We start from the raw sequence: 21342 nt of genomic DNA, 5'->3' as shown, positions 1-21342 counted from the left end.
CTGGTTGGCCAGAAAGCGATTGAACGTCCAATGAATTATTGTCGCAAGATGTAACGATCGCAGGGTGGTGCGGGGTTTGGCTCAGGCGATCCAGCGCCAGATGCCCGCTGCCCAGCCTGCCAGCGGCAGATGCGCCCAGGTGGCCCCGAGCCAAAGGATGACGCCGCCCGCCCAATCGTGCGGGCGCAGCCGGGCAGCCTGCCACGGCAGGCGACTCGACCCGAGCGCGGCAAAGGGCAGGTACGAGGTGCGCCGCGACCATTCGGGCCAGAAATCGGGCATTAATTTCTGCTTCTTGGCGTCCTGCAACACGGCGCCGACCAGCGCGAGGATGGCAATGCCGACCGACAGCACGATCTGCGCGCCGATTGGAAATACCAGGATATGTGCGACTGCCCATAAGGCGAACGCCCACATCATCGGGTGGCGGGTGATGGCGAAGACGCCGCGCGGCTGTGGCACCGGCTTCGTTTGCACGGTTGGGTCGGGCAGGGCGGGATTGCCGATCAGCGATCCGATCAGCAGGATGCTGGCGACCAGCATGACGACAGTCGCCATCATCCACAGCCCGTCGCCGACTTCCCACAGCATCGGCTGGGCGGGCATCGTCTTATAGGCATGCGCCATCCCGCCAAGTGTGGCGAAGGCGACCAGCGAATAGACCAGCAGGAACCCCCGCTCGCCGATCCGCGACACCAAGGGCGCGCGCAACGGGTGCGACAGCAGGAAGTGGCTGCCGACAAAGGCGATGACGGTGGTGATGAGCAGGGTCATGGCGGCGGTCCTTCATATCCCGCTCCCGCCAAGCGGGAGGGGTAGGGGAGGGCATGTTCGGCTACACTGGCGTGTCGAGACAAGCCCTTCCCCGACGCTTTCCACCAAGCGGGAAGGGGGGTTAGGTCAGTGCCTGGTTTCGCCGTTGGTATTCACCCCTGCGGCAGCAGGCTCGGCGAGTTCGCTTTCCCCGAGCATGGCACGGTCTTCGTCGGCGAGCGTGTCGAGGTGCATCCAGCGTTTTACCAGCGGCGACAGCGCCAGCACGACCGCTGCAATGCCGATCGTCCACCAGCCGATCGTCGAATAAACCGCGAGCGTGCCCTCCTGGCTCATCGCGCCGCCTTCGCCGCCGGTTGCCTCGCCGATCTTTCCCGCGACGAAATTGCCTACCGCCGTCATATAGAACCACGCGCCCATAATCAGGCTGGCAAGGTGGCGCGGCGCGAGCCGGTTCATTGCCGAAAGCCCGACCGGCGACAGGCAAAGCTCGCCGGTGGTGTGAAGCAGATAGATCAAGAACACGAACAGCACCGGCGTCGCGACGCCCGGCCCGACCGACTGCGCGCCCCAGACGAACACCAGGAAGCCCAGCCCCACCTGCACCAGCGCCAGCCCGAATTTGGCCGGCGTCGATGGCTCGAAGCCGCGACGGCCAAGCACCACCCATAGGGTCGCGAAGATCGGCCCCAGCAGGATGATGTAGATCGCGTTGATCGACTGGAACAGCGACGCCGGGACGTCGCCGCGGCTGACATAGCGATCGGTATACAGGTTGAGCGAGCCGCCCGCCTGCTCGAATAGGCCCCAGAAAACCGGGTTCAGCGCAATCAGGAACAGCACCACGAACATCCGGTCGCGCGCATGCGGTTCGAGCTTGAAGCTTTCGAACAGCACATAGCCCAGCAGCGCAATCCCAGAGAAGATCAGCAGGTTCTGGATCACGGCCTGATATTGGATCAGCGCCCACATCACCGCGATCGCGATCAGGCCGACGCCGTAGAGTGACCATTCGGTGCGCTTGGTAAGCGGGCGGGGTGCTTCGCCACGTCCCAGCAGGAACGGGCGACCGAGGATGAACACAACCAGCCCGAGCAGCATGCCGATGCCCGCCGCGCCGAAGCCATAGGCCCAGCCATGGGTCTCGCCCAGCCAGCCCGCCATGATCACGCCGAGCGCCGCACCGACGTTAATGCCGATGTAGAAGATCGTGTACGCACCATCGCGGCGCACGTCGGTGAGCGGATAGAGTTGGCCGACGATCACCGAGATATTGGCCTTCAGAAAACCGCTGCCGACGATGATGAACGCCAGCGCCAGCCAGAAGATGTTGATGATCGGGTCGGCCTGGCCGCCGGTCCCCTCGAACGCCATCAGCGCGTGGCCGATGGTCAGCAGCACCGCACCGAACTGCACCGCCTTGCGCTGGCCCAGATAGCGATCGGCGAGATAGCCGCCCAGCACCGGTGTGATGTAGACCAGCGATAGATAGGCACCATAGATCAGGTTGCCCTGAGAATCGTCGAACAGCCAGTGCTTGGTCAGGTAAAAAATCAGCAGCGCGCGCATGCCGTAGAAGGAGAAGCGCTCCCACATTTCGGCGAAAAACAGGACATAGAGTCCCTTGGGGTGACCCGCCACCTCGGGCGATTTGGCCGTCGCGACATACACGCCGCCGGCCAGGAGGATCGCGAGGAATCCCAGCGCGATCATCGGGATGATGGGCAAAACTAACGCTCCCTGAAAACTCGTCGCGGTGAGGCCCCGCGGATTTGGTTGAGGCGGAGACTAGCGGCAAAGCGCCGGGTGTAAATATCCAGCGGGGCGCAGCGTTGGTGTGTCAGCCCATTGCAGCATCGCCAAGACATCCCCAAAACGATGCCATGTTCAACGATCGCACCTCGCTCCCCGCCTATTTCGCCACCCGCCGATCGGGCAAGCCACGCGACATGGTCGCGCCGGGGCCTGACGATGCGACACTACAGGCGATGATCGGCATGGCGGCGCGTACCCCCGATCATGGCAAGCTGGCACCGTGGCGTTTCGTGATCGTGCCGGCCGACCAGCGCGCAGCGTTCGCGGCGATGCTGATTGCCGCCTACCGGGTCGACAAGCCCGAGGCGGGGCGGCTGGAGATTGAGGCGATCGAGCAATTCGCGTATCAGGCACCGACGCTGGTCGTGGTCGTCTCCGCACCCAATACGGCCAGCCATATCCCAGTTTGGGAGCAGGAATTGTCGGCGGGCGCTGCATGTATGAACCTGCTGCACGCGGCGCACGCGCATGGGTTCGTCGCTGGCTGGCTGACCGGATGGGCGACCTATTCCGCCGCAGTGCGCGAATCGATTGCGGGGGCAGAGGGGCGGATCGCCGGGTTCGTCTTTATCGGCACCCCCTCACGCGATCTGGACGAACGACCGCGCCCCGACCTTGAACGAATAGTGCGCCGTTGGCCCGAATAACGACTGGATCGTTCGCGCGCATTGGCGTATTAGGTAGCCATGACAGCACTCGAACATGATGACGCGCCGGTCTATATGCGGCTGCGTGCCATGATCGCCGCCGCGATCCTGCGCGGCGAATATCGCGCCGGCGATCAATTACCCTCGGTTCGCGCATTTGCGGCGGAAGTCGGGGCGAATCCTTTGACGGTGGCCAAGGCCTATCAGACGTTTCAGGACGATGGCTATGTCGAGGTTCGGCGCGGGGTGGGCATGTTCGTGCTGCCGGGTGCCGCCGAGGCGCTGCGCACCGCCGAGCGCGAGCGGTTTCTGAAAAACTATTGGCCCAGGGTGCGCGACCATATCGCGCTGCTGGGGCTGGATCGCGATGTGCTGTTCGATCGCGAGACGGCGTAGCTGGGGCGAAGGAAGAAGAAGGCCCTCACCCAACCCTGTCCCGCAAGCGGGAGAGGGCTTTATAGGTTGCTTCGCGCCCTATCCCCGTTCGTGCTGAGCTTGTCGAAGCACGGTCTTCCCCATCCACGGTGGCGGAGAAGAACGGCATTTCGGCAAGCGCAGTGCGAACGGGCTGCTCGCTCAGGCGGCGAATGCCTCCGGGGCCAGGGAATACAGCACCTCGGCCTTGGCCATTGCCGCAGCCTTCAGCCCCTGCGCTTCGGGCACGACCTGTTCGACATAGAATCGCGCGGCGGCCCGCTTGAGCGACAGGAAGGCGGGGTCGCCATCGGCCTGTGCCGCGATCTTGCCTGATCGTTCCATCAGCCAGCCGCAGGTCGCGACCGACAGCATCGTCAGGAACGGATAGCTCGCCGCCAGCTTATCATCAGTGTCGGCGGTCATCAGATAGCGCCCGACCTCTTCACATGCGTCGACCAGGGCGACCAGGCCGGCATCGCTCGCTTCGGCGCGCATGTCGGCGATGTGCGACAGGAACACGCCGCCATTATCCATCCCCAGCTTGCGCCCGACCAGATCGGCGGCCTGAATGCCGTTGGTGCCTTCATAGATCGGGGTGATGCGCGCGTCGCGAAACTGCTGCGCCGCCCCCGTATCCTCGACATAGCCCATGCCGCCATGCACCTGGATGCCGATGCTGGCGACTTCATTGCCAAGATCGGTGCCATGCGCCTTGGCAAGCGGGGTCAGCAGGTCGAGCCGCTTGCGCGCATCGGCATCGCCCAGCGTCGCGCGATCGACCTGGCCCGCCGCATAATAGACCAATGCGCGCGCCGCCTGAGTCTGCGCCTTCATCCGCAGCAACATGCGGCGCACATCGGGATGTTCGATGATCGCCACCGGATCGCGGCTGACAGCGCCCGCGCGCGCCGACTGGATGCGGTCGCGGGCATAGGCAACCGCCTTTTGCGTCGCGCGCTCGGCGACCTGCACGCCCTGAAGCCCGACATTGAGCCGCGCATTGTTCATCATCGTAAACATCGCCGCGATCCCGCCGCCTTCATGGCCGATCAGCTCACCGATACAATCGCCATTGTCGCCGAACGACAGGACACAGGTGGGCGAAGCGTGAAGCCCCATCTTGTGTTCGATCGAAACGACGCGGACGTCGTTGAAGTCGCCAGGCGCGTGATCGGCATCGAGGCGGTATTTGGGAACCAGGAACAGGCTTAGCCCCTTGGTGCCCGGCGGGGCATCGGGGGTGCGCGCCAGGACGAGATGGACGATGTTCGCCGCCATGTCGTGGTCGCCATAGGAAATGTAGATCTTGGTGCCCGTGATCGACCATTTGCCGTCGCCGATCGGATCGGCGCGCGTTCGCAATGCGCCGACGTCACTGCCCGCCTGCGGCTCGGTCAGGTTCATCGTGCCGGTCCATTCGCCGCTCGACAGCTTTGGCAGATAGGCCGCTTGCTGCTGTGCGCTGCCGTGGTGCATCAGTGCCTCGATCGCGCCGACGGTGAGCGTCGGGCACAAGGCCAGCCCCATATTCGCCGCGCCCAGCGTATCGAGCACCGCCGTGGAGATCGCGAAGGGCATCCCCTGGCCGCCATGTTCGGTGGGTGAACCGATCGTGCCCCAGCCGCCATCGACATAGGCCTTGTACGCGGCGATGAACCCATCGGGCATCACCACCCCTGCATCGGTCCATTTCGCGCCGACGGTGTCGCCCACGCGATCGAGCGGTGCCCATTCGCCCGCAGCGAATTGACCGACCCCTTCGAGCACGGCGTCGACCATGTCGGGGCTTGCATCGGCAAAGCGTTGGTTCGCCGCCAATTGGGGCAAGCGGACGATGTGATCGAGCACGAAGCGCTGTTCGGCCTGGGGGGGAGTGAAGCTCATCTTTCCTCTCTCGTGCGGCCGCATCTTGTCGGCTCGGTTGCAGCGATATAGCGCCGGTTCCGTGCCATCACCAAACCCGCCCTTTGTCACCCGGACCTTACCCTACGGCACCGCCGCGATTGCCGAGGCAGCCGCGCTGATCGCCGCCGGGGCCTGTGTCGCGGTGCCGACCGAGACGGTGTACGGCCTGGCCGCCGACGCGACCGATTCGGTGGCGGTCGCGGGAATTTATGCGGCCAAGGGGCGGCCAAGCTTCAATCCGCTGATCGTCCATGTCACCGATGTTGCGGCTGCGCGCGCGCTGGCGGTGTTCGATGCGGAGGCCGAACGGCTGGCGGCGGCGTTCTGGCCCGGCCCGCTGACGATGGTGCTGCCGGTGCGTGCGGACAGCGGCGTCGCGTCGCTGGTGACGGCGGGGCTGACGACGGTTGCGATCCGGGTGCCAGCGCATCGGGCGATGCGGGCGCTGTTGGTGGCGTGCGATCGGCCATTGGCGGCACCTTCGGCCAATGCCAGCGGCGGCATCAGTCCGACGCGCGCGGCGCATGTGGTGGCGTCGCTTGGCGGGCGGGTGGCGCTGGTGATCGACGATGGCGCGACGAAGGCGGGGCTTGAGTCGACGATCGTCGCGCCGGGCGCTCGCTCTATCCTGCGGCCGGGGCCGGTTACCGCCGCGATGCTGGGGGCGGGCTATGCCGCCTATGTCGGCGACGCGATCACCGCGCCGGGGCAGCTGTCGAGCCATTATGCACCGTCGAAGCCGGTCCGCCTGGGCGCGACTCAGGCGCGGGCGGGTGAGTGGCTGATTGGCTTTGGGGAGGTCGCGGGGGACGACACGCTGTCGGCGACCGGGGATGTGGTGGAGGCGGCGGCGCGGCTGTTCGAGGCGCTGCATCGCGCCGATGCGAGCGAGGCGGCGAGTATGGCGGTGGCACCGGTGCCGTCGGAGGGTATCGGGGTCGCGATCAACGATCGGTTGGGGCGGGCTGCGGTGCGCTGAGGTTCAGCGTTTGCCGATGGCTTGAGGATCGCGACAAAGCACGATCACGCCTTTTATCTCAATTTCGGCAAGATCTCCGACCTTTGCTTCCAAATCGGCAACGCCCTTGCGGGTGCCGATTTTCACTCGCATCGGTCCGTCGATCGTGCAGCGGGTGCCGCCTTTCGTGGTTTCACAAGCCTTTTCGATCAGCGCGGTAGCTTCTGCATAGCTAGGGTCGCCAATGGGCCTGATCGAGATCGACATCGTCGACGTGCCGCCAAACAGCGCCGGGCCAATGCCAGACAAGGTGTTCACTCGCCAAACGCCGGTCGCCAGCCCCTTGCCGTTCTCAACGGGCTTCATCTGCAATTGCGGAGCCAATCTTTCGCAGAAAGTGGGGTCGGTAGTTTGAGCCGACGCGGTGGTTGCCATGCTGATCAAGATCGCAAAGATAAAGCGGTTCGTCACGGTGTCCTCCAACCAGTCCATAACCCGTGGAACGGAAATGGATTACAATATCATGACGATGATCTGTGGAAGGACTGGGCAGGCGAATGATAGCAGGCGGGCATCGGCGTCGCGATAAACGATCGGCTGGAGCGGGCTGCAGTGCGGCGGTTGTTTGGGGGGCGGCGGCTCGCATGGACCCCGGATCAAGTCCGGAGTGACGAGAAGCGGGGCTATCCCCTCTCCCGCAGGCGGGAGAGGGGACCGGGATCAATAGCCGTTGACCATCGCGTTTTTCTGCGCGTCGGTCAGTTCGTCGGTGTCGACGTCGGAATCGTCGATCGCGTCGGCGCGCGCCTCGGCATTGTCCTCGATGCCTTCGACGACGGCTTCGTTGGCACCCATTGCCTCGGCGGCTTCGGCATCGGCTTCGCCTTTTTCCTCGGCGCGTTCGGCCAGTGCGTCGTCACCGTCGCCGCCGCATGCTGCCAGCGGTGCGGCCATCAGTATCATCAATGCCGGTGCGAAAAACTTCTTCATGTCGGTGCTCCCTCGGTCAGGGGAACGCCCCCCAGCCGGCAACGAACCAATGACCGAGGGAGCCGGTTCCATCACGCCGTGGCGGTCTGGGCCTTTGACCTCGCGGCGAAGCTCTTGCGCAGCTTTTGCAGCTTGGGCGGGATGACGCTCAGGCAATAAGGATTGCGCTGGCCTTCGCCGTTCCAATATTCCTGATGATAATCCTCGGCAGGATACCAGGTCGAAAGCGGTTCGATCGTGGTGACGATCGGATTGGGCCAGCCGCCGGCGTTGCGCTCGATCGCAGCGCGCGCCTCGGTTGCCTGCGCTTCGTCGTGCGGAAAGATCGCCGAGCGATATTGGGTGCCGACGTCATTGCCCTGGCGGTTCAGCGTCGTCGGGTCGTGCGTCGCGAAGAAAATATCGAGCAGCTCGCCATAGCTGATCTGGTCGCCGTCGAAGGTCACGCGGATCGCCTCGGCATGGCCGGTATTGCCGCCGCAGACCTGCTTGTAGGTCGGGTCTGGCACATTGCCGCCGATATAGCCGCTTTCGACCTGCTGGACGCCGATCACGTCGTTATACACCGCTTCGGTACACCAGAAGCAGCCGCCGGCCAGCGTTGCGGTTTGGGTCGTCATCGTCAAACTCTCCTTGGTTGCTGACTAGATAGGAATGGCGTGGCATGGGGCCAAGCATGTTTGGAACGGAGGGCGGGCGATGAGCGATTTCAGCGTATTGGTGACCGGCGGCGCGGGCTATATCGGCAGCCATGCGGTGTTGGCGTTGCTCGATGCCGGTCGGCGCGTTGTCGTCGTCGATAATCTGGTCACCGGGTTCGACTGGGCGGTCGATCCGCGCGCGACATTGGTACGCGCGAATATCGAGGACGAAGCCGCGGTGCGCGGCGCAATCGCGCAGCATGATGTCGGCGCGATCATGCACTTCGCCGGATCAGTCGTGGTGCCCGAATCAGTGACCGATCCGCTTAAATATTATCGCAACAACACCGCCGCCTCGCGCAGCCTGATCGAGAGCGCGGTCGTGTCGGGGGTGAAGCATTTCATCTTCTCGTCGACCGCCGCGACCTATGGCATTCCCGAAGTGGTGCCGGTGCGCGAGGACAGCCCCAAGCTGCCGATCAATCCCTATGGCATGTCCAAGCTGATGACCGAGGCGATGCTGGCCGATGTCGCCGCCGCGCATCCGTTGAATTATGCGGCGCTGCGCTATTTCAACGTCGCGGGTGCCGATCCTCAGGGGCGCTCGGGCCAGTCGACCAGCGGCGCGACCCATCTGATCAAGGTCGCGGTCGAGGCGGCGACGGGGAAGCGCGGGCATGTGTCGGTGTTCGGCACCGATTTCGCGACCCCCGACGGCACCGGGGTGCGTGACTATATCCATGTAACCGACCTCGCCGCCGCGCATGTCGATGCCTTGGCGTTGTTGGTGGCCAAGCCCGCCGAGAGCCATACGATGAATGCGGGCTATGGGCGGGGCTATTCGGTGCTCGAAGTGCTCAACGCGGTCGATCGGGTGACCAATGTGACGATCGAACGGCGGCTGGAAGGGCGGCGCGCGGGCGATCCTGACGCGCTGGTGGCGGACAATAGCGCGATCCTGGCGGCGCTGCCGTGGCGGCCAAAGCATGACGATCTCGACGGGATCGTGCGCGATGCGCTGGCGTGGGAGCGGAAACTGGCTGAGCGGGGGTAGCTAGCCCAAGGCTCGCCCTGCCACCGCATCCAGTTTTGCAAGCAGCCCCGGATCGCGCGCATGGGGTGCGGTGATCAATGCAGCGTCGAGGCAGGTGTCGATCGGCGAGGCGGGGCGTTCGGCGGGCAAGCTCTGCAGCAAGGCCACCACCAGCGCGCGCGCCTTGGCGGCGTTGTCGGTCAATTGCGCGATCACCTGTGCGACGTCGACGGCTTCCTCGCCCTCGCGCCAGCAATCATAATCGGTGACCATGCCGACCAGCGCATAGGGCAGCTCTGCCTCACGCGCGAGCTTGGCTTCGGGCATCGCGGTCATGCCGATGACGTCGCAGCCCCATTGGCGATACAGGTTGCTCTCAGCGCGGGTGGAGAATTGCGGGCCTTCCATCGCCAGATAGGTGCCGCCGGCATGCGTGACCGCGCCGCCCGTGCGCGCTGCATCGGCGGCGAGCGCCGACAGGCGCGGGCAGACTGGATCGGCCATTGAGACATGCGCGACCATGCCTGTGCCGAAGAAGCTTGAGGGCCGCCCCTTGGTGCGATCGATGAACTGGTCGACGATGGTGAAGGTGCCCGGCGCGCGCTCCTCGGCCAGGCTACCGACCGACGAGATGGCGAGCACGTCGGTGACGCCCATCCGCTTGAGCGCGTCGATATTGGCGCGCGCGTTGAGGTCCGACGGCGCGATGCGGTGGCCGCGCCCGTGGCGGGGAAGGAAGACGACGCCGACTTCGCCCATCCGCCCCTGGTACAGCGCGTCCGACGGCGACCCCCAGGGCGTGTCGACCTCGACCCAGCGACCGTCCTCGACGCCTGCCACGTCGTACAGCCCCGACCCGCCGATGATTCCGATCGTCCAGCCTGCCATATGCGTCCTCCTGCGTGCGCCCATTGTCGGTCGCGCGCCTGAGCCTTACGGATAGCCGCCATGATCCGCAAAGCCCTGTTCATCGCGTGCGTCGCGATCGCCGCCCCGGCGCTCGCCGCAGATCCGATCATCGGGCGCTGGGTGACGCAAGGCGGCGAGGGGATCATCGCGATCGAACGTTGCGGTGGCGACATCTGTGGCAAGCTGGCGCGGATCGTGAAGGCCGCGCCGGGTTCGCCGACCACCGATACCAACAACCCCGACAAGGCGATGCGAAACCGCCCGTTGGTGGGAACGATGATCCTGAGCGGCTTCACCGACGCAGGAAAGGAATGGCGCGGCACGATCTATGACCCCAAATCGGGGCGAACCTACCGATCGACGGTGCGCGCCAGCGGCAACAAGCTGGCGGTGAAGGGATGTATCGCGTTTTTCTGTCGAACCCAGGAATGGACCCGCATGCGGTGAGGCAATCCCGAACGGGGAGGGGGCTTCCCCCCTCGCTCAATCGGCTGCGTTGCGCCGCGCATAGGCGAAATACACCGCCAGTCCGCCGATATTCCACAGCAGGAACCAGAATTGGGTTTGGCTGGGCAGGCTGAAGAACAAATACAGACAGCCCAGGATCGCCGCCGGCCCGACCACCCAAGCCAGCGGCGCGCGGAAGCGGCGTTCGGCGTCGGGCGCGCGGCGGCGGAGCACCAGCATGCACACCGATACCGCGATGAACGCCGCCAGCGTCCCGGCATTGGCGAGCGCGGCGATCTGGTCGATCGGCAGGACGCCGGCGATGATGGCGACGATAATCGCGGTGAAGATCGTGATCCGCACCGGCGATCCGCGCGATGAAATCTTGGCCAGGCTGCGCGGTAGCAATCCGTCGCGCGCCATGGTGAAGAAGATGCGGCTCTGGCCGAACAGGAACGCCAGCAATACTGTCGGCAGCGCGATCACCGCCGATACCGCCAGGAAGGTAGCAGCCTCTGGCCGATCGAGTTGGCGCAGCACCAGCGCCAGCGGCTCGGCCGAATTGGCGAAGACGGTGTGGGAAACCGCACCCACCGCCGCGACCGCGACCAGCATGTAGATGATGATGCACGCCACCATCGATCCGACGATCCCGATCGCGAGGTCGCGCGCGGGGTTCTTGGTTTCCTCGGCAGCGGTAGAGATCGCGTCGAAGCCGTAAAAGGCGAAGAAGATGATCGCCGCCGCCGCCATCACCCCGCGCTCGGCACCTGCTGCGTCGACCGATTTGGGGAAGCCATAGGGCATGAAGGGTTCGAGATTGGCGGCGTTGAAATAGGGCAGCGTGACGACGACGAACACGGTGAGCGCGATCAGCTTCACCGCGACGAGCAAGGCGTTGAGCGTCGCCGATTCGCGTGTGCCAAAGATCAGCAGCGCCGCGACGACGCCGATAATCCCGACCGCGGGCACGTTGACCAGCCCGCCAAGCTCCGGCCCTTGCGTCAGCGCAGCGGGAAAGCCGATGCTGGTGAGCAATGGCGCGGCATAGCCAGACCAGCCGACCGCAACAGTCGACACCACCAGCGAATATTCGAGGATCAGGCTCCAGCCGACTACCCAGGCGATGATCTCCCCCAGCACTGCATAGCTGTAGGAATAGGCGGCACCCGATGCGGGCATCATCGTTGCCATTTCGGCGTAGGCAAGCGCGGCGCAGGCGCAAATGGCACCGGCGATGACGAAAGACAGGATCACTGCGGGTCCGGCGCGGTCAGCTCCCACGCCGATCAGCGTCAGGATGCCGGTGCCGACGATCGCGCCGACGCCCAGCGCCATCAGATGCGGCCACGACAGCGTCGGCGTGAGCGTCTGTCCCGCGCCGCGATCGCTGGCGTCGATCGCCTTGCGCCTGAAGATACCGTGCATTTTTATCCCCGTTTTTGCTTTGGGGCTCAAGGAACAGAGGTGGGCGTGGGATGCAAGGGGGAGGCTAGACGGTGAAGCTTTCGCCGCAGCCGCAAGCACCCTTGGCATTGGGGTTGGAAAAGACGAAGCCGGCGGTGAAGTCGTCCTCGACCCAGTCCATCGTGCTGCCGATCAGATACAGCACCGACCCGCCATCGACGAAGAAGCTGCCGCCCGAGGTTTCGATCCGTTCATCCATCGGATTGGGGGCGGCGACATAGTCGACCGAATAGGCAAGCCCCGAACAGCCGCGACGCGGGGTCGACAGTTTGACCCCGATCGCATCGGCGGGAGCGCGCGCCATCAGCGCCGCGACGCGCGCTTCGGCGGCGGGGGTGAGCAGGATCGCTTGTGGGCGTTGGCGCGTGATGGTGGTCATTTCTTCTTCCTTCCTCCCTCCCGTTTGCGGGAGGAGCAGGGGGTGGGGCTATCCACATATCGCGTACTCGGTGAGACTCGGCCCACCCCTAACCCCTCCCGCAAGCGGGAGGGGAACTCGCTAAAGCATTCCGAGTTCCAACTTCGCGTCGTCGCTCATCTTTTGCGGATCCCAGGGTGGATCCCAGATCAGATTGACTTCGGCATGGCCGACGCCGGGCACCGCGCCGACGCGCAGTTCGACTTCCATCGGCATCGATTCGGCGACCGGGCAATTCGGGGTGGTGAGCGTCATCGTCACCACGGCATGGCCGTCATCGGTCACCTCGACGCCGTAGATCAGGCCCAGATCATAGATGTTGACCGGAATCTCGGGGTCGAAAATGTCCTTCAGCGCGGCGATGATCGCTTCATAAACTTCGCCGCCGGGCTCGCCCGCACCGGCCTCGACCGGCTTTTGCGCCAGAAACCCGTCGAGATAGTCGCGCGCGCGCTCCTGCCGGGCGGTGTCGTGGTGCGGCGGGTCGATGTCGACCCGCGCGCGTGCCGGTGGTTGCACCGCGTCGACCTCTTCGATCGCAATTCGATCGCTCATCCGAAAATCCTCGTCACTCGTTCGATGCCCCTGGCGAACGCATCGACGTCGCCCATGTTGTTGTACACCCCGAAGCTGGCGCGGGCGGTCGCGGGAATGCCCCAGGCGTCCATCAGCGGCTGCGCGCAATGATGGCCGGCGCGGATTGCCACCTGCCCCTCGTCCAATATGGTGCCGATGTCGTGCGGGTGTACCCCCTCGATCGCGAAGCTGACGATGCCCGCCGAATCCTCGGGGCCATAGAGCGTGACCGAGTTGAACCCGCGCAGCGCCGTGCGCGTGGCATGGACCAATGCGGTTTCATGCGCGTGGATCGCATTCAGCCCGATCGCTTCGACATAGTCGATCGCGGCGTGCAGCCCCAGCACGCCGACGATATGCGGCGTTCCCGCCTCGAACCGTCCGGGCGAAGGGGCAAAGGTGGTGCGTTCGAACGACACCTTGTCGATCATCGCGCCGCCGCCCTGATAGGGGGGCATCGCCTCGAGCAGCTCGGCCCGGCCCCACAGCACGCCGATGCCGGTGGGGCCATAGAGCTTGTGACCCGAAAAGACGTAGAAGTCGCACCCAAGCGCCTGCACGTCGACCGTAATGCGCGGCACCGCCTGGCACCCGTCGAGCAGCATTTTCGCGCCGTTGCGGTGCGCGATGTCGGCGGCGCGGCGCGCATCGAGCACCGCGCCGGTGACGTTCGAGACATGCGCGAGCGCGACCAATTTATGTTCGGGCCGGATCATCGCCGCCATCGCGTCGAGGTCGATCGCGTGATCGGCGGTGAGCGGGATGACGTCGATGCCGACGCCCATCCGCTCGGCGACCATCTGCCACGGCACGATGTTCGAATGATGCTCGAGCAGCGACAACAGGATGCGGTCGCCGGCCTTGAGCTGAGTCGCGGCCCAGCATTGCGCGACCAGGTTGATCCCTTCGGTCGCGCCGCGCACGAAGATGCATTCATTGGGGCTGGCGGCCCCGATGAACCGCGCGACCCGCTCACGCGCGGCTTCATAGGCAAGCGTCATGTCGGCGGAGCGCTGGTACACCCCGCGATGCACGGTGGCGTAGGTCGTGTCATAGCCGCGAGTGATCGCGTCGATCACCACTTGCGGCTTTTGCGCGGTCGCGGCGGTGTCGAGATACGCCCAGCCGGCGGGGATCGCCGGGAAATCGGCGACGTGGTCTAGCGAAGTCCCTCTCCCGCCTGCGGGAGAGGGAGGGAGCCGCGAAGCGGCGGAAGGGTGAGGGACTGGATTGGCCGGGGCGGCGCTGGCGGACAGGCCCTCACCCCGGCCCTCTCCCGCAAGCGGGAGAGGGAGACTGGCGGTTGCATCGCTCACGCCGCCCCCTCCAGCCACGCATCGGCGTCCGCCGCGAAGGCATCGCGCACCGCGTCTTCGCCGATCCGGTCGATCGCATCGGCGACGAAGGCGCGGGTCATCATTGCCCGTGCCCGAAGCGCGGGGATGCCGCGCGATTGCAGGTAGAACATCGCGTTGCGGTCAAGCTCGCCCACCGTTGCGCCATGCGCGCACTTTACATCGTCGGCGAAGATTTCGAGTTCGGGCTTCAGGTTGATCGTCGCGGTGCGATCGAGCAGCAGGCCGCGCAGTGACTGGACGCCATCGGTCTTCTGTGCGCCGCGTGCGACATCGACGCGCGCGGCAAGGCTGGCCGCTGAGCGATCGGCGGCGACCGCGCGCCAGGTCTGGTTGCTGGTGCCGTGCAGCGCCTCGTGCCGGACGGTGACTGCGCATTCCTGTCGCTGCTCACCGCGCGTCAGCAACGCGCCGCCCATTTCGGCAAAGCCGCCATCGCCGACGACGCGCAATGTGCCGTCGATCCGGCTGGCCATGCCGCCGGTGCCAAGGAACACGCTGACCAGGCTTGCCGCCTTGCCGATCGTCGCTTCCTCACGCAGCGAGACGAAGCCCGCGCTTTGCAGGATCCGCACCGATCGCATCAGCCGAGCGCCTTCGGCCAGGCCGATCGTGGTCAGCCGATTGGCCCAGCCGGTGCCGACATAGGTTTCGACGATGCTGGCGACGGCATCGGCGGCCAGGATGATCCGCCCGGGCACATGGCTTTCGCCGCCGGTGCCCACATGGACGATCTGGACACAGGTTTCGGCCTGTTGCGGCCCCAGCGTCAGCGACCAGCCGGTGCCGGCGGTGTGCTTGCCCAAGGGGTGTTCGGTGACCGGGGCGAGATGTTCGACCACCACGCCGCGCGGATCACCGGCGGCGGCATCGAACACGCCATCGACGAACACCAGCCGCGCGCCATCAAGATCGAGGAACGGCGGGGCCTGTACCGGCATGGCAGGGGCCGCGCGCGCTGCCTGAAGCGCGTCGAGATCGGCCCAGCGCCACGCCTCGTCCCGGCGAGAGGGGAGGGTGAGCGTCACGCCGCGATCGCCCCATAGCCTTCGCGCTCGAGCTCGACCGCAAGCTCTGCCCCGCCGGTGCGGGTGATCCGGCCATCGGCCAGGACGTGGACGAAATCGGGCTCCACATAATCGAGCAGCCGCTGATAATGGGTGATCAGAATCACAGCCTTGTCCGGGCTGCGCATGATGCGGTTGATGCCGTCGCCGACGATCCGCAGCGCGTCGATGTCGAGCCCGCTGTCGGTTTCGTCGAGGATCGCGAGGCTAGGGTTGATGATCCCCATCTGCACCATTTCGTTGCGCTTCTTCTCGCCGCCCGAAAAGCCGACATTCACCGGGCGCTTGAGCATGTCGTAATCCATGCCGAGCGCATCGGCCTGTCCGCGTGCGATTTTGAGGAATTCGGCCCCCGACAATGCCGGCTCGCCGCGCCCCTTGCGCTGTGCGTTCAGGCTTTCGCGCAGAAACTGTACGTTCGAAATACCGGGGATTTCGACCGGATATTGGAAGCCCAGGAACAGCCCGGCGGCGGCGCGCTCATGCGGTTCGAGTTCGAGCAGGTCGGTGCCGTCGAAGCTGACCGAACCTTCGGTGACTTCATAGCCCGGACGACCGCCCAGGACATAGCCGAGCGTGGATTTGCCCGCGCCGTTCGGCCCCATGATCGCATGGACTTCGCCCGCATTGATGCTGAGCGAGAGGCCCTTGAGGATCGGCTTACCGTCGATTTCGGCGTGGAGGTTCGTGATTTGCAGCATTAGTTAAACTCGGTTGGCAGCGGGCAGGGGGCGCGGGTGGCAAAGAACTCGTCACTCCGGACTTGATCCGGGGTCCATGCGAGCGGCTTGCCGAAGGCGACACGCCTGTGGCCGCTCGCGCGCCTGGACGCCGGATCAAGTCCGGCATGACAATTAGGGATAATGATGGCGTTCACCCCACACTCCCCTCGAGGCTGATCCCCAGCAGCTTCTGCGCTTCGACCGCGAATTCCATCGGCAGTTGCTGGAGAACTTCCTTGGCAAAGCCGTTGACGATCAGCGCCACCGCGCTTTCGGCGTCGAGCCCGCGCTGCATCGCGTAGAACATCTGGTCGTCGGAGATCTTCGACGTCGTCGCCTCATGCTCAATCTGTGCCGACGGGTTGCGCACTTCGATATAGGGCACGGTATGCGCGCCGCACTGGTCACCCAGCAACAGGCTGTCGCACTGGGTGAAGTTGCGCACCCCCTCGGCGTTCGGCGCCACGCGCACCAGCCCGCGATAGGTGTTGTCGCTGCGCCCCGCCGAAATCCCCTTCGACACGATCGTCGATCGGCTGCCCTTGCCGTTGTGGATCATCTTGGTGCCGGTATCGGCTTGCTGACGGTTGTTGGTGACCGCCACCGAATAGAATTCGCCGACCGAATTCTCGCCGTTGAGCACGCAGGACGGGTATTTCCAGGTCACGGCGCTGCCGGTTTCGACCTGAGTCCATGACACCTTGCTGTTCTTGCCCTGGCACAAGGCGCGCTTGGTGACGAAGTTGTAGATGCCGCCCTTGCCGTTTTCGTCGCCGGGATACCAATTCTGGACGGTCGAATATTTGATCTCGGCATCGTCGAGGATCACCAGTTCGACCACGGCGGCGTGGAGTTGATTCTCGTCGCGCATCGGCGCGGTGCAACCTTCGAGATAGCTGACATAGCTGCCCTTGTCGGCGATGATCAGCGTGCGTTCGAACTGGCCGGTATTTTCGGCGTTGATGCGGAAATAGGTGCTCAATTCCATCGGGCAGCGAACGCCTTCGGGGATGTAGACGAAGGTGCCATCGGAAAAGACCGCGCAGTTGAGCGTCGCGAAATAATTGTCGCGCATCGGCACGACCTTGCCCAGCCATTTGCGGACTAGATCGGGATATTCCTTGATCGCTTCGCTGATCGACCGGAAGATGACGCCGGCCGCTTCCAATTCCTTGCGGAAGGTGGTGGCGACCGAAACACTGTCGAACACCGCATCAACCGCGACGCGGCGCGGCATTTCGGCACCCTCTACGCCCGCCAGCAGCTTTTGCTCCTCGATCGGAATGCCCAGCTTTTCATAGACGCGCAGGATTTCGGGATCGACCTCGTCGAGCGAGCCGAGCTTCGGCTTGGCCTTTGGCTCGGCGTAATAATAGGCATCCTGATAATCGATCGGGTCGATTTCCAGCTTGGCCCAATCGGGTGCCTCCATCGTCTGCCACATCGCAAACGCCTTCAGCCGCCAGTCGAGCATCCATTGCGGCTCGCCCTTCTTGGCGCTGATGAAGCGGACCGTATCCTCGGTCAGCCCCTTGGGCGCGAATTCCTGTTCGATGTCCGAATGGAAGCCCCATTCATATTCGCGGCTCACCGCTGCATGGGCTTCGGCGTTCTTGGTGGCCATTAGATATGCACCTTGTCCCCTTCCCGCGACGGGGAAGGGCTAGGGGAGGAAAGGTTGGAAAAGCTGGCGGCAAGGGGATCGCGGCGCGGCGGCGGCGATGACGACAGGCTGGATAGCGTCACCCCTGCCAAGGCACCGCGAACCGCGCCGTTCACCGCGTTCCAGTGCGGTTTGACCGCGCAGGTCGCCTCCGCCGCGCAATCATGGCTGCCATGATCGACGCAGGAGGTGAGGGTGATCGGCCCTTCGATCGCCTCGACAATGTCGGCAAGGGTGATTGCGGCGGGGGGGCGCGACAGGCGAAAGCCGCCGCCGGTGCCGCGTGCGCTTTCGATCAGCCCGGCCGCCGACAGCCGGCTGACCAGTTTCTGCACCGTCGGCAATGGCAGCCCGGTCTCGCCCGCCAGCGTCGTCGCGTTCAGCCGACCGGCGGCACCGCAATGACGCGCGGCGGCGCTCATCATCACGACAGCATAGTCAGCTTGGGCGGAGAGGCGCATCGATTTCCCTAATCGGACCCATTTGGTCCGATTGCTATTTGGGGGCGCGCGATCGGCTGGTCAAGCCGTCTTCAAGCGACGTCGCGGGACTTTTCGGCGGTATCGGGTCGGTGCAGCTCGCCATAGGCGGTCGATTGCAGCGTCAATGCCAGTACCGGGTCGATCCCGGTGGCGATCGATCCGGGGGTGTGCCCGGTGAAGTGGCGAAGCTCGCGGATCATGTGCGACTGGTCGTAAAACGGTGCGGCGACGTTGCGCACATCATCGCCCTCCACCAGCGCGGTGGCCGCGCGCAATGCGCGGAACTTGCGCTCCAGCAGCTTGGGCGGCGCACCGAAATACTGGTTCACCAGACGGATTACCTGCCGCGACGACAAGGGGATCGAATCGAACAATGCCGCGACCTGGGGCGAATTCTCGCTGGTCAGCCACAGGCGAACCGCTTCGCAAACTTTCTGATGCTCGACCGGCACGGCGCGGGCGCGGCCGCGCAGAAAGGGTTCGACGTGCAGCAGCATCGATTCGATATTGTCGATCCGTCGCAGCGTTTCGAGCAGGGCCAATCCCTCTTTCCCGAAAATCTCCGCGCCATCGGTGATCCGATCGGCGCAATGATGCGCCGGTTTCTGAACGATCGCGCACCAGCCGACAGGCCGAAGCGCGATGCCGAAGCAATAGAACGGCCCATCGGCGCGATAGGAGGCCGCGCCGGTGCCGGGTCCGTTGATCATGATCGGGACCGATGGCTCGCTGCGCCCGTCGGCGAAATGCATGTGGCCGATGCCGCGAAGCATGAAGCGCACCTGGCCCACATCGGCGCGATCAATCCCTTCGATCAGCAAATTGTCGCTGCGATACCAATAATAGGTGGTCACCAGCGCCGCCAGGTCGGGCGATGGCGATACGAAACGCAATTCCACGGACATGTCCCCCACCCACGACCCCGGCCTGCTGACCTGGCGATCGTCCCATTGCGGTACTGTGTTCCAGGTGAAGTAGGAAGTCGACCTAAGGGACAGTACCGATATGGCCGAAAAAAAGGCGACCCGAATGTTCGCACATCCGAGTCGCCGAGAAAAAGCTCCCCCTGTTCGAAGGAGCCCCTTGGGTCGCAGCCGTCAGATACGCGCCTGCCGCGCCAGAGTATTGGATGGAATCGACATCATCCAGAATGGCGCAACTTAAGACGAGAGTCGCGGCGCGTGCGTGCCATATTTTGACGCGGACGCGCTGCACTGCCAAAGCGCCGGCATGGCAAATTCCCTTTCCCGCGCCGCGCTGTTCGCGCTCGATGCCGAACGCGCGCATGGTTTGACGATCGACTCGCTGCGCGCCTGGGGCGCTGCGGGAACCCCGTTTGCCACCAAGGTGCCGGCGATGCCGGTGACGGTGGCGGGGCTTCGTTTTGCCAATCCGGTTGGGCTGGCGGCAGGGGTCGACAAAAATGCCGAGGCGATCGACGGCTTTTTCGCACTTGGCTTCGGCGCGGTCGAGGTGGGGACGCTGACCCCGGTGGCGCAGCCGGGCAATCCCAAGCCCCGGCTGTTCCGATTGATCGAGGATCGCGCGGTGGTGAACCGCATGGGCTTCAACAATGGCGGCATCGATTCGGCGCTGGCGCGGATCGCCAAGGCGCGGCGGCGCGGCGTGCTGGGCATCAACGTCGGCGCGAACAAGGATTCGGCTGACCGGGTGGCCGATTACGCGATCGGCGTGGCCAAGGCGGCGACGCTGGCCGATTATGTGACGATCAACATCAGTTCGCCCAACACGCCGGGCCTTCGCGACCTGCAATCGCAGCCGGCGCTGGGCGAATTGCTGGCGGCCAGCGATAGGGCGCGGGGCACCGGGGGCAAGCGCGTCCCGCTGTTCCTGAAGATCGCCCCCGATCTGGACCGCGCCGCGCTCGACGTGGTGGCGCGCGCGGCGATCGACCACGGCATCGACGCGCTGATCGTATCGAACACCACGATCAGCCGGCCCGAATCGCTACGCTCGCTCAATGCAGGGCAGGCGGGCGGCCTGTCGGGTGCACCGCTTCGCGACCTGGCACGTGCCAAGCTTGCCGAGGCGCGCGTGGCGACCGGCGGGCAATTGCCGCTGATCTCGGTCGGCGGCATCGATTCGCCCGAGGAAGCGGCGCTGCGGCTGGCGGCGGGGGCGAGCCTGGTGCAGCTATATTCGGCGCTGGTGTATGAAGGGCCGGGGCTGGCGGCGCGAATCGTGCGCGGGTTGGCGGGGTAGGAAGCCGCGAATCGGGGTCGTGGCGGGCTGGCTTGGTGGCTCCCGGCGCTCGGAAGGCTACAAAAGCTACACTACGTACCCCCTGGATTCGCCTTTTCTGCGTGGCGGAACGCGAAGCGGGAGAGGATGGGGTGAACGTGTGCATTTGGCAGAGGTATCAAAGCGGCGGCTTGTAGGACAGCGGGGCTTGGTTGCGGCGTCGATCGTGCCTGCTGGTCGCGAGAATGGCGGGCGCGATAGGGGGGTAGCTGACGTCCGATCTGCCTTGCGCGATAGAACGACTGGGAGCAGCATCAGTCCATGACGCTTGATCGACAAATGCTGACGATAGCTGCGGCCGGCGTATGCACCTTGCTCTCCCCGTCCGCTGGAAGCGCTTGTAGCTTTGCACAAGGCAGTATGACGGCCTCACAGATCAAGCAACAAGCGGCAGACCATTTCAAACGTGCGACTGTATTGATCGATGCCGAAGTTATCGAGCCGATGAGTTCCGTAAGCGACTCAAAGCCCGGTCTTACACCAACAGCTTACCTCCGAGTATTAAAGACTTGGAAGGGTGGCGTTCAGCCGGACTTGGTGCCAGTTGTTTACATATCGTCGTGCGACATAGTGCTCGAAAGAAAGGGAGAAAGGCTTCGCATTCTTCTGATAGGCGAAGGCGTTTTTAGAGCGGATCAGGGCATGAACGGAGGAGGGGTCATTGATCTTCCGACCTATAATGCCGAAATCGACCGCCTTGCAGGCCAGCGTCGATCGACTGCAATGGATCAATTCCCGGGTGCGTTACCGTCTCCCGAGGGGAATTAGCAGGCTGCTGAAAAATCCCACGGTTT

At 64.7% G+C, this 21342-nt stretch carries 23 protein-coding genes; 7 read left to right on the top strand and 16 right to left on the bottom strand.

The features are described from left to right. Positions 1 to 81: 81 nt before the first annotated feature. The gene (locus tag QU44_RS14120; protein WP_033923008.1) at positions 82 to 774 is read right to left on the bottom strand and encodes an NnrU family protein; all 693 of its coding nucleotides are present in this window, start codon (positions 772 to 774) and stop codon (positions 82 to 84) included. A gap of 126 nt (positions 775 to 900) precedes the next feature. Beyond that, the gene (locus QU44_RS14115) at positions 901 to 2487 is read right to left on the bottom strand and encodes a peptide MFS transporter (RefSeq protein WP_052134868.1); all 1587 of its coding nucleotides are present in this window, start codon (positions 2485 to 2487) and stop codon (positions 901 to 903) included. 170 nt (positions 2488 to 2657) lie between these two features. Between QU44_RS14115 and QU44_RS14110 the strand changes: the two genes are divergently transcribed. Then, positions 2658 to 3236 (top strand): nitroreductase family protein, encoded by a 579-nt coding sequence (locus QU44_RS14110; protein ID WP_033923007.1) that lies wholly within the window; start codon positions 2658 to 2660, stop codon positions 3234 to 3236. Between the two features lie 39 nt (positions 3237 to 3275). Further along, positions 3276 to 3632 carry a GntR family transcriptional regulator gene (locus QU44_RS14105; protein WP_033923006.1) on the top strand — a complete coding sequence of 119 codons (357 nt, stop codon included), beginning with the start codon at positions 3276 to 3278 and terminating at the stop codon, positions 3630 to 3632. A 180-nt stretch (positions 3633 to 3812) separates the two neighbouring features. Here QU44_RS14105 and QU44_RS14100 read toward each other — a convergent pair whose 3' ends face one another. After that, positions 3813 to 5537 carry an acyl-CoA dehydrogenase gene (locus tag QU44_RS14100; RefSeq protein WP_033923005.1) on the bottom strand — a complete coding sequence of 575 codons (1725 nt, stop codon included), beginning with the start codon at positions 5535 to 5537 and terminating at the stop codon, positions 3813 to 3815. Between the two features lie 61 nt (positions 5538 to 5598). On the opposite strand from QU44_RS14100, the gene QU44_RS14095 reads away from it, so the two are divergent. Continuing rightward, complete coding sequence (locus QU44_RS14095) at positions 5599 to 6537, top strand: L-threonylcarbamoyladenylate synthase (protein ID WP_052134869.1); 939 nt, start codon at positions 5599 to 5601, stop codon at positions 6535 to 6537. A 3-nt stretch (positions 6538 to 6540) separates the two neighbouring features. On the opposite strand, the gene QU44_RS14090 is transcribed toward QU44_RS14095, so the two are convergent. The 3 genes from QU44_RS14090 to msrA form a co-directional block, all read right to left on the bottom strand. Beyond that, positions 6541 to 6987 carry a hypothetical protein gene (locus QU44_RS14090; RefSeq protein WP_156141206.1) on the bottom strand — a complete coding sequence of 149 codons (447 nt, stop codon included), beginning with the start codon at positions 6985 to 6987 and terminating at the stop codon, positions 6541 to 6543. A 249-nt stretch (positions 6988 to 7236) separates the two neighbouring features. Next, a complete protein-coding gene (locus QU44_RS14085; protein ID WP_033923003.1) occupies positions 7237 to 7506 on the bottom strand; it encodes a hypothetical protein in 270 nt (89 codons plus the stop codon). Between the two features lie 71 nt (positions 7507 to 7577). Further along, positions 7578 to 8126, bottom strand: a complete 549-nt coding sequence (msrA, locus tag QU44_RS14080) for a peptide-methionine (S)-S-oxide reductase MsrA (protein ID WP_033923002.1) — start codon at positions 8124 to 8126, stop codon at positions 7578 to 7580. Positions 8127 to 8205: 79 nt separating this feature from the next. Here msrA and galE point away from each other — a divergent pair, with 79 nt between their 5' ends. Continuing rightward, positions 8206 to 9201, top strand: coding sequence for a UDP-glucose 4-epimerase GalE (galE, locus tag QU44_RS14075; RefSeq protein WP_033923001.1), 996 nt, complete (start codon positions 8206 to 8208; stop codon positions 9199 to 9201). Here the strand turns inward: galE and QU44_RS14070 are convergent, their stop codons facing one another. After that, positions 9202 to 10068 (bottom strand): S-methyl-5'-thioadenosine phosphorylase, encoded by an 867-nt coding sequence (locus QU44_RS14070; RefSeq protein WP_033923000.1) that lies wholly within the window; start codon positions 10066 to 10068, stop codon positions 9202 to 9204. 60 nt (positions 10069 to 10128) lie between these two features. Here QU44_RS14070 and QU44_RS14065 point away from each other — a divergent pair, with 60 nt between their 5' ends. Then, entirely contained in the window at positions 10129 to 10536 is a 408-nt protein-coding gene (locus QU44_RS14065; RefSeq protein ID WP_033922999.1) for a DUF2147 domain-containing protein, read from the top strand. Positions 10537 to 10572: 36 nt separating this feature from the next. Here QU44_RS14065 and QU44_RS14060 read toward each other — a convergent pair whose 3' ends face one another. The 9 genes from QU44_RS14060 to QU44_RS14020 form a co-directional block, all read right to left on the bottom strand. Continuing rightward, entirely contained in the window at positions 10573 to 11964 is a 1392-nt protein-coding gene (locus tag QU44_RS14060; RefSeq protein WP_033922998.1) for an amino acid permease, read from the bottom strand. 64 nt (positions 11965 to 12028) lie between these two features. Next, a complete protein-coding gene (locus tag QU44_RS14055; protein ID WP_033922997.1) occupies positions 12029 to 12382 on the bottom strand; it encodes a HesB/IscA family protein in 354 nt (117 codons plus the stop codon). Between the two features lie 120 nt (positions 12383 to 12502). Further along, positions 12503 to 12976, bottom strand: a complete 474-nt coding sequence (locus QU44_RS14050; RefSeq protein ID WP_033922996.1) for an SUF system Fe-S cluster assembly protein — start codon at positions 12974 to 12976, stop codon at positions 12503 to 12505. Beyond that, on the bottom strand, positions 12973 to 14133 hold the full coding sequence (locus QU44_RS14045; protein WP_033923018.1) for a cysteine desulfurase: 1161 nt from the start codon (positions 14131 to 14133) through the stop codon (positions 12973 to 12975). The genes QU44_RS14050 and QU44_RS14045 overlap by 4 nt, the downstream gene beginning before the upstream one ends. A 176-nt stretch (positions 14134 to 14309) precedes the next feature. After that, the gene (locus QU44_RS14040; protein WP_033922995.1) at positions 14310 to 15380 is read right to left on the bottom strand and encodes a SufB/SufD family protein; all 1071 of its coding nucleotides are present in this window, start codon (positions 15378 to 15380) and stop codon (positions 14310 to 14312) included. Continuing rightward, on the bottom strand, positions 15377 to 16120 hold the full coding sequence (gene sufC / locus QU44_RS14035; RefSeq protein ID WP_033922994.1) for a Fe-S cluster assembly ATPase SufC: 744 nt from the start codon (positions 16118 to 16120) through the stop codon (positions 15377 to 15379). The genes QU44_RS14040 and sufC overlap by 4 nt, the downstream gene beginning before the upstream one ends. Before the next feature lie 172 nt (positions 16121 to 16292). Further along, positions 16293 to 17765, bottom strand: a complete 1473-nt coding sequence (gene sufB / locus QU44_RS14030; protein ID WP_033922993.1) for a Fe-S cluster assembly protein SufB — start codon at positions 17763 to 17765, stop codon at positions 16293 to 16295. Continuing rightward, positions 17765 to 18265, bottom strand: coding sequence for an RrF2 family transcriptional regulator (locus tag QU44_RS14025; RefSeq protein WP_033922992.1), 501 nt, complete (start codon positions 18263 to 18265; stop codon positions 17765 to 17767). The genes sufB and QU44_RS14025 overlap by 1 nt, the downstream gene beginning before the upstream one ends. Positions 18266 to 18336: 71 nt before the next feature. Beyond that, a complete protein-coding gene (locus QU44_RS14020; RefSeq protein ID WP_052134867.1) occupies positions 18337 to 19191 on the bottom strand; it encodes a helix-turn-helix domain-containing protein in 855 nt (284 codons plus the stop codon). A 325-nt stretch (positions 19192 to 19516) separates the two neighbouring features. Between QU44_RS14020 and QU44_RS14015 the strand changes: the two genes are divergently transcribed. Next, on the top strand, positions 19517 to 20509 hold the full coding sequence (locus tag QU44_RS14015) for a quinone-dependent dihydroorotate dehydrogenase (protein ID WP_033922991.1): 993 nt from the start codon (positions 19517 to 19519) through the stop codon (positions 20507 to 20509). Between the two features lie 300 nt (positions 20510 to 20809). Next, on the top strand, positions 20810 to 21316 hold the full coding sequence (locus QU44_RS18310; protein WP_131599755.1) for a hypothetical protein: 507 nt from the start codon (positions 20810 to 20812) through the stop codon (positions 21314 to 21316). The last annotated feature ends 26 nt before the right edge of the window (positions 21317 to 21342 follow it).

Source organism: Sphingomonas sp. 37zxx, assembly GCF_000786205.1.
Lineage (GTDB): Bacteria > Pseudomonadota > Alphaproteobacteria > Sphingomonadales > Sphingomonadaceae > Sphingomonas.
The sequence above is the reverse complement of the archived record's forward strand: the minus strand, read 5'-3'. Positions and strand labels throughout refer to the sequence as shown.

Coding starts and splice junctions, on each gene's coding strand:
- QU44_RS14120 (WP_033923008.1), bottom strand. CDS start 774: ATGACCCTGCTCATCACCACCGTCATCGCCTTTGTCGGCAGCCACTTC.
- QU44_RS14115 (WP_052134868.1), bottom strand. CDS start 2,487: ATGATCGCGCTGGGATTCCTCGCGATCCTCCTGGCCGGCGGCGTGTAT.
- QU44_RS14110 (WP_033923007.1), top strand. CDS start 2,658: ATGTTCAACGATCGCACCTCGCTCCCCGCCTATTTCGCCACCCGCCGA.
- QU44_RS14105 (WP_033923006.1), top strand. CDS start 3,276: ATGACAGCACTCGAACATGATGACGCGCCGGTCTATATGCGGCTGCGT.
- QU44_RS14100 (WP_033923005.1), bottom strand. CDS start 5,537: ATGAGCTTCACTCCCCCCCAGGCCGAACAGCGCTTCGTGCTCGATCAC.
- QU44_RS14085 (WP_033923003.1), bottom strand. CDS start 7,506: ATGAAGAAGTTTTTCGCACCGGCATTGATGATACTGATGGCCGCACCG.
- msrA (WP_033923002.1), bottom strand. CDS start 8,126: ATGACGACCCAAACCGCAACGCTGGCCGGCGGCTGCTTCTGGTGTACC.
- galE (WP_033923001.1), top strand. CDS start 8,206: ATGAGCGATTTCAGCGTATTGGTGACCGGCGGCGCGGGCTATATCGGC.
- QU44_RS14070 (WP_033923000.1), bottom strand. CDS start 10,068: ATGGCAGGCTGGACGATCGGAATCATCGGCGGGTCGGGGCTGTACGAC.
- QU44_RS14065 (WP_033922999.1), top strand. CDS start 10,129: ATGATCCGCAAAGCCCTGTTCATCGCGTGCGTCGCGATCGCCGCCCCG.
- QU44_RS14060 (WP_033922998.1), bottom strand. CDS start 11,964: ATGCACGGTATCTTCAGGCGCAAGGCGATCGACGCCAGCGATCGCGGC.
- QU44_RS14055 (WP_033922997.1), bottom strand. CDS start 12,382: ATGACCACCATCACGCGCCAACGCCCACAAGCGATCCTGCTCACCCCC.
- QU44_RS14050 (WP_033922996.1), bottom strand. CDS start 12,976: ATGAGCGATCGAATTGCGATCGAAGAGGTCGACGCGGTGCAACCACCG.
- sufC (WP_033922994.1), bottom strand. CDS start 16,120: ATGCTGCAAATCACGAACCTCCACGCCGAAATCGACGGTAAGCCGATC.
- sufB (WP_033922993.1), bottom strand. CDS start 17,765: ATGGCCACCAAGAACGCCGAAGCCCATGCAGCGGTGAGCCGCGAATAT.
- QU44_RS14025 (WP_033922992.1), bottom strand. CDS start 18,265: ATGCGCCTCTCCGCCCAAGCTGACTATGCTGTCGTGATGATGAGCGCC.
- QU44_RS14020 (WP_052134867.1), bottom strand. CDS start 19,191: ATGTCCGTGGAATTGCGTTTCGTATCGCCATCGCCCGACCTGGCGGCG.
- QU44_RS14015 (WP_033922991.1), top strand. CDS start 19,517: ATGGCAAATTCCCTTTCCCGCGCCGCGCTGTTCGCGCTCGATGCCGAA.
- QU44_RS18310 (WP_131599755.1), top strand. CDS start 20,810: ATGACGCTTGATCGACAAATGCTGACGATAGCTGCGGCCGGCGTATGC.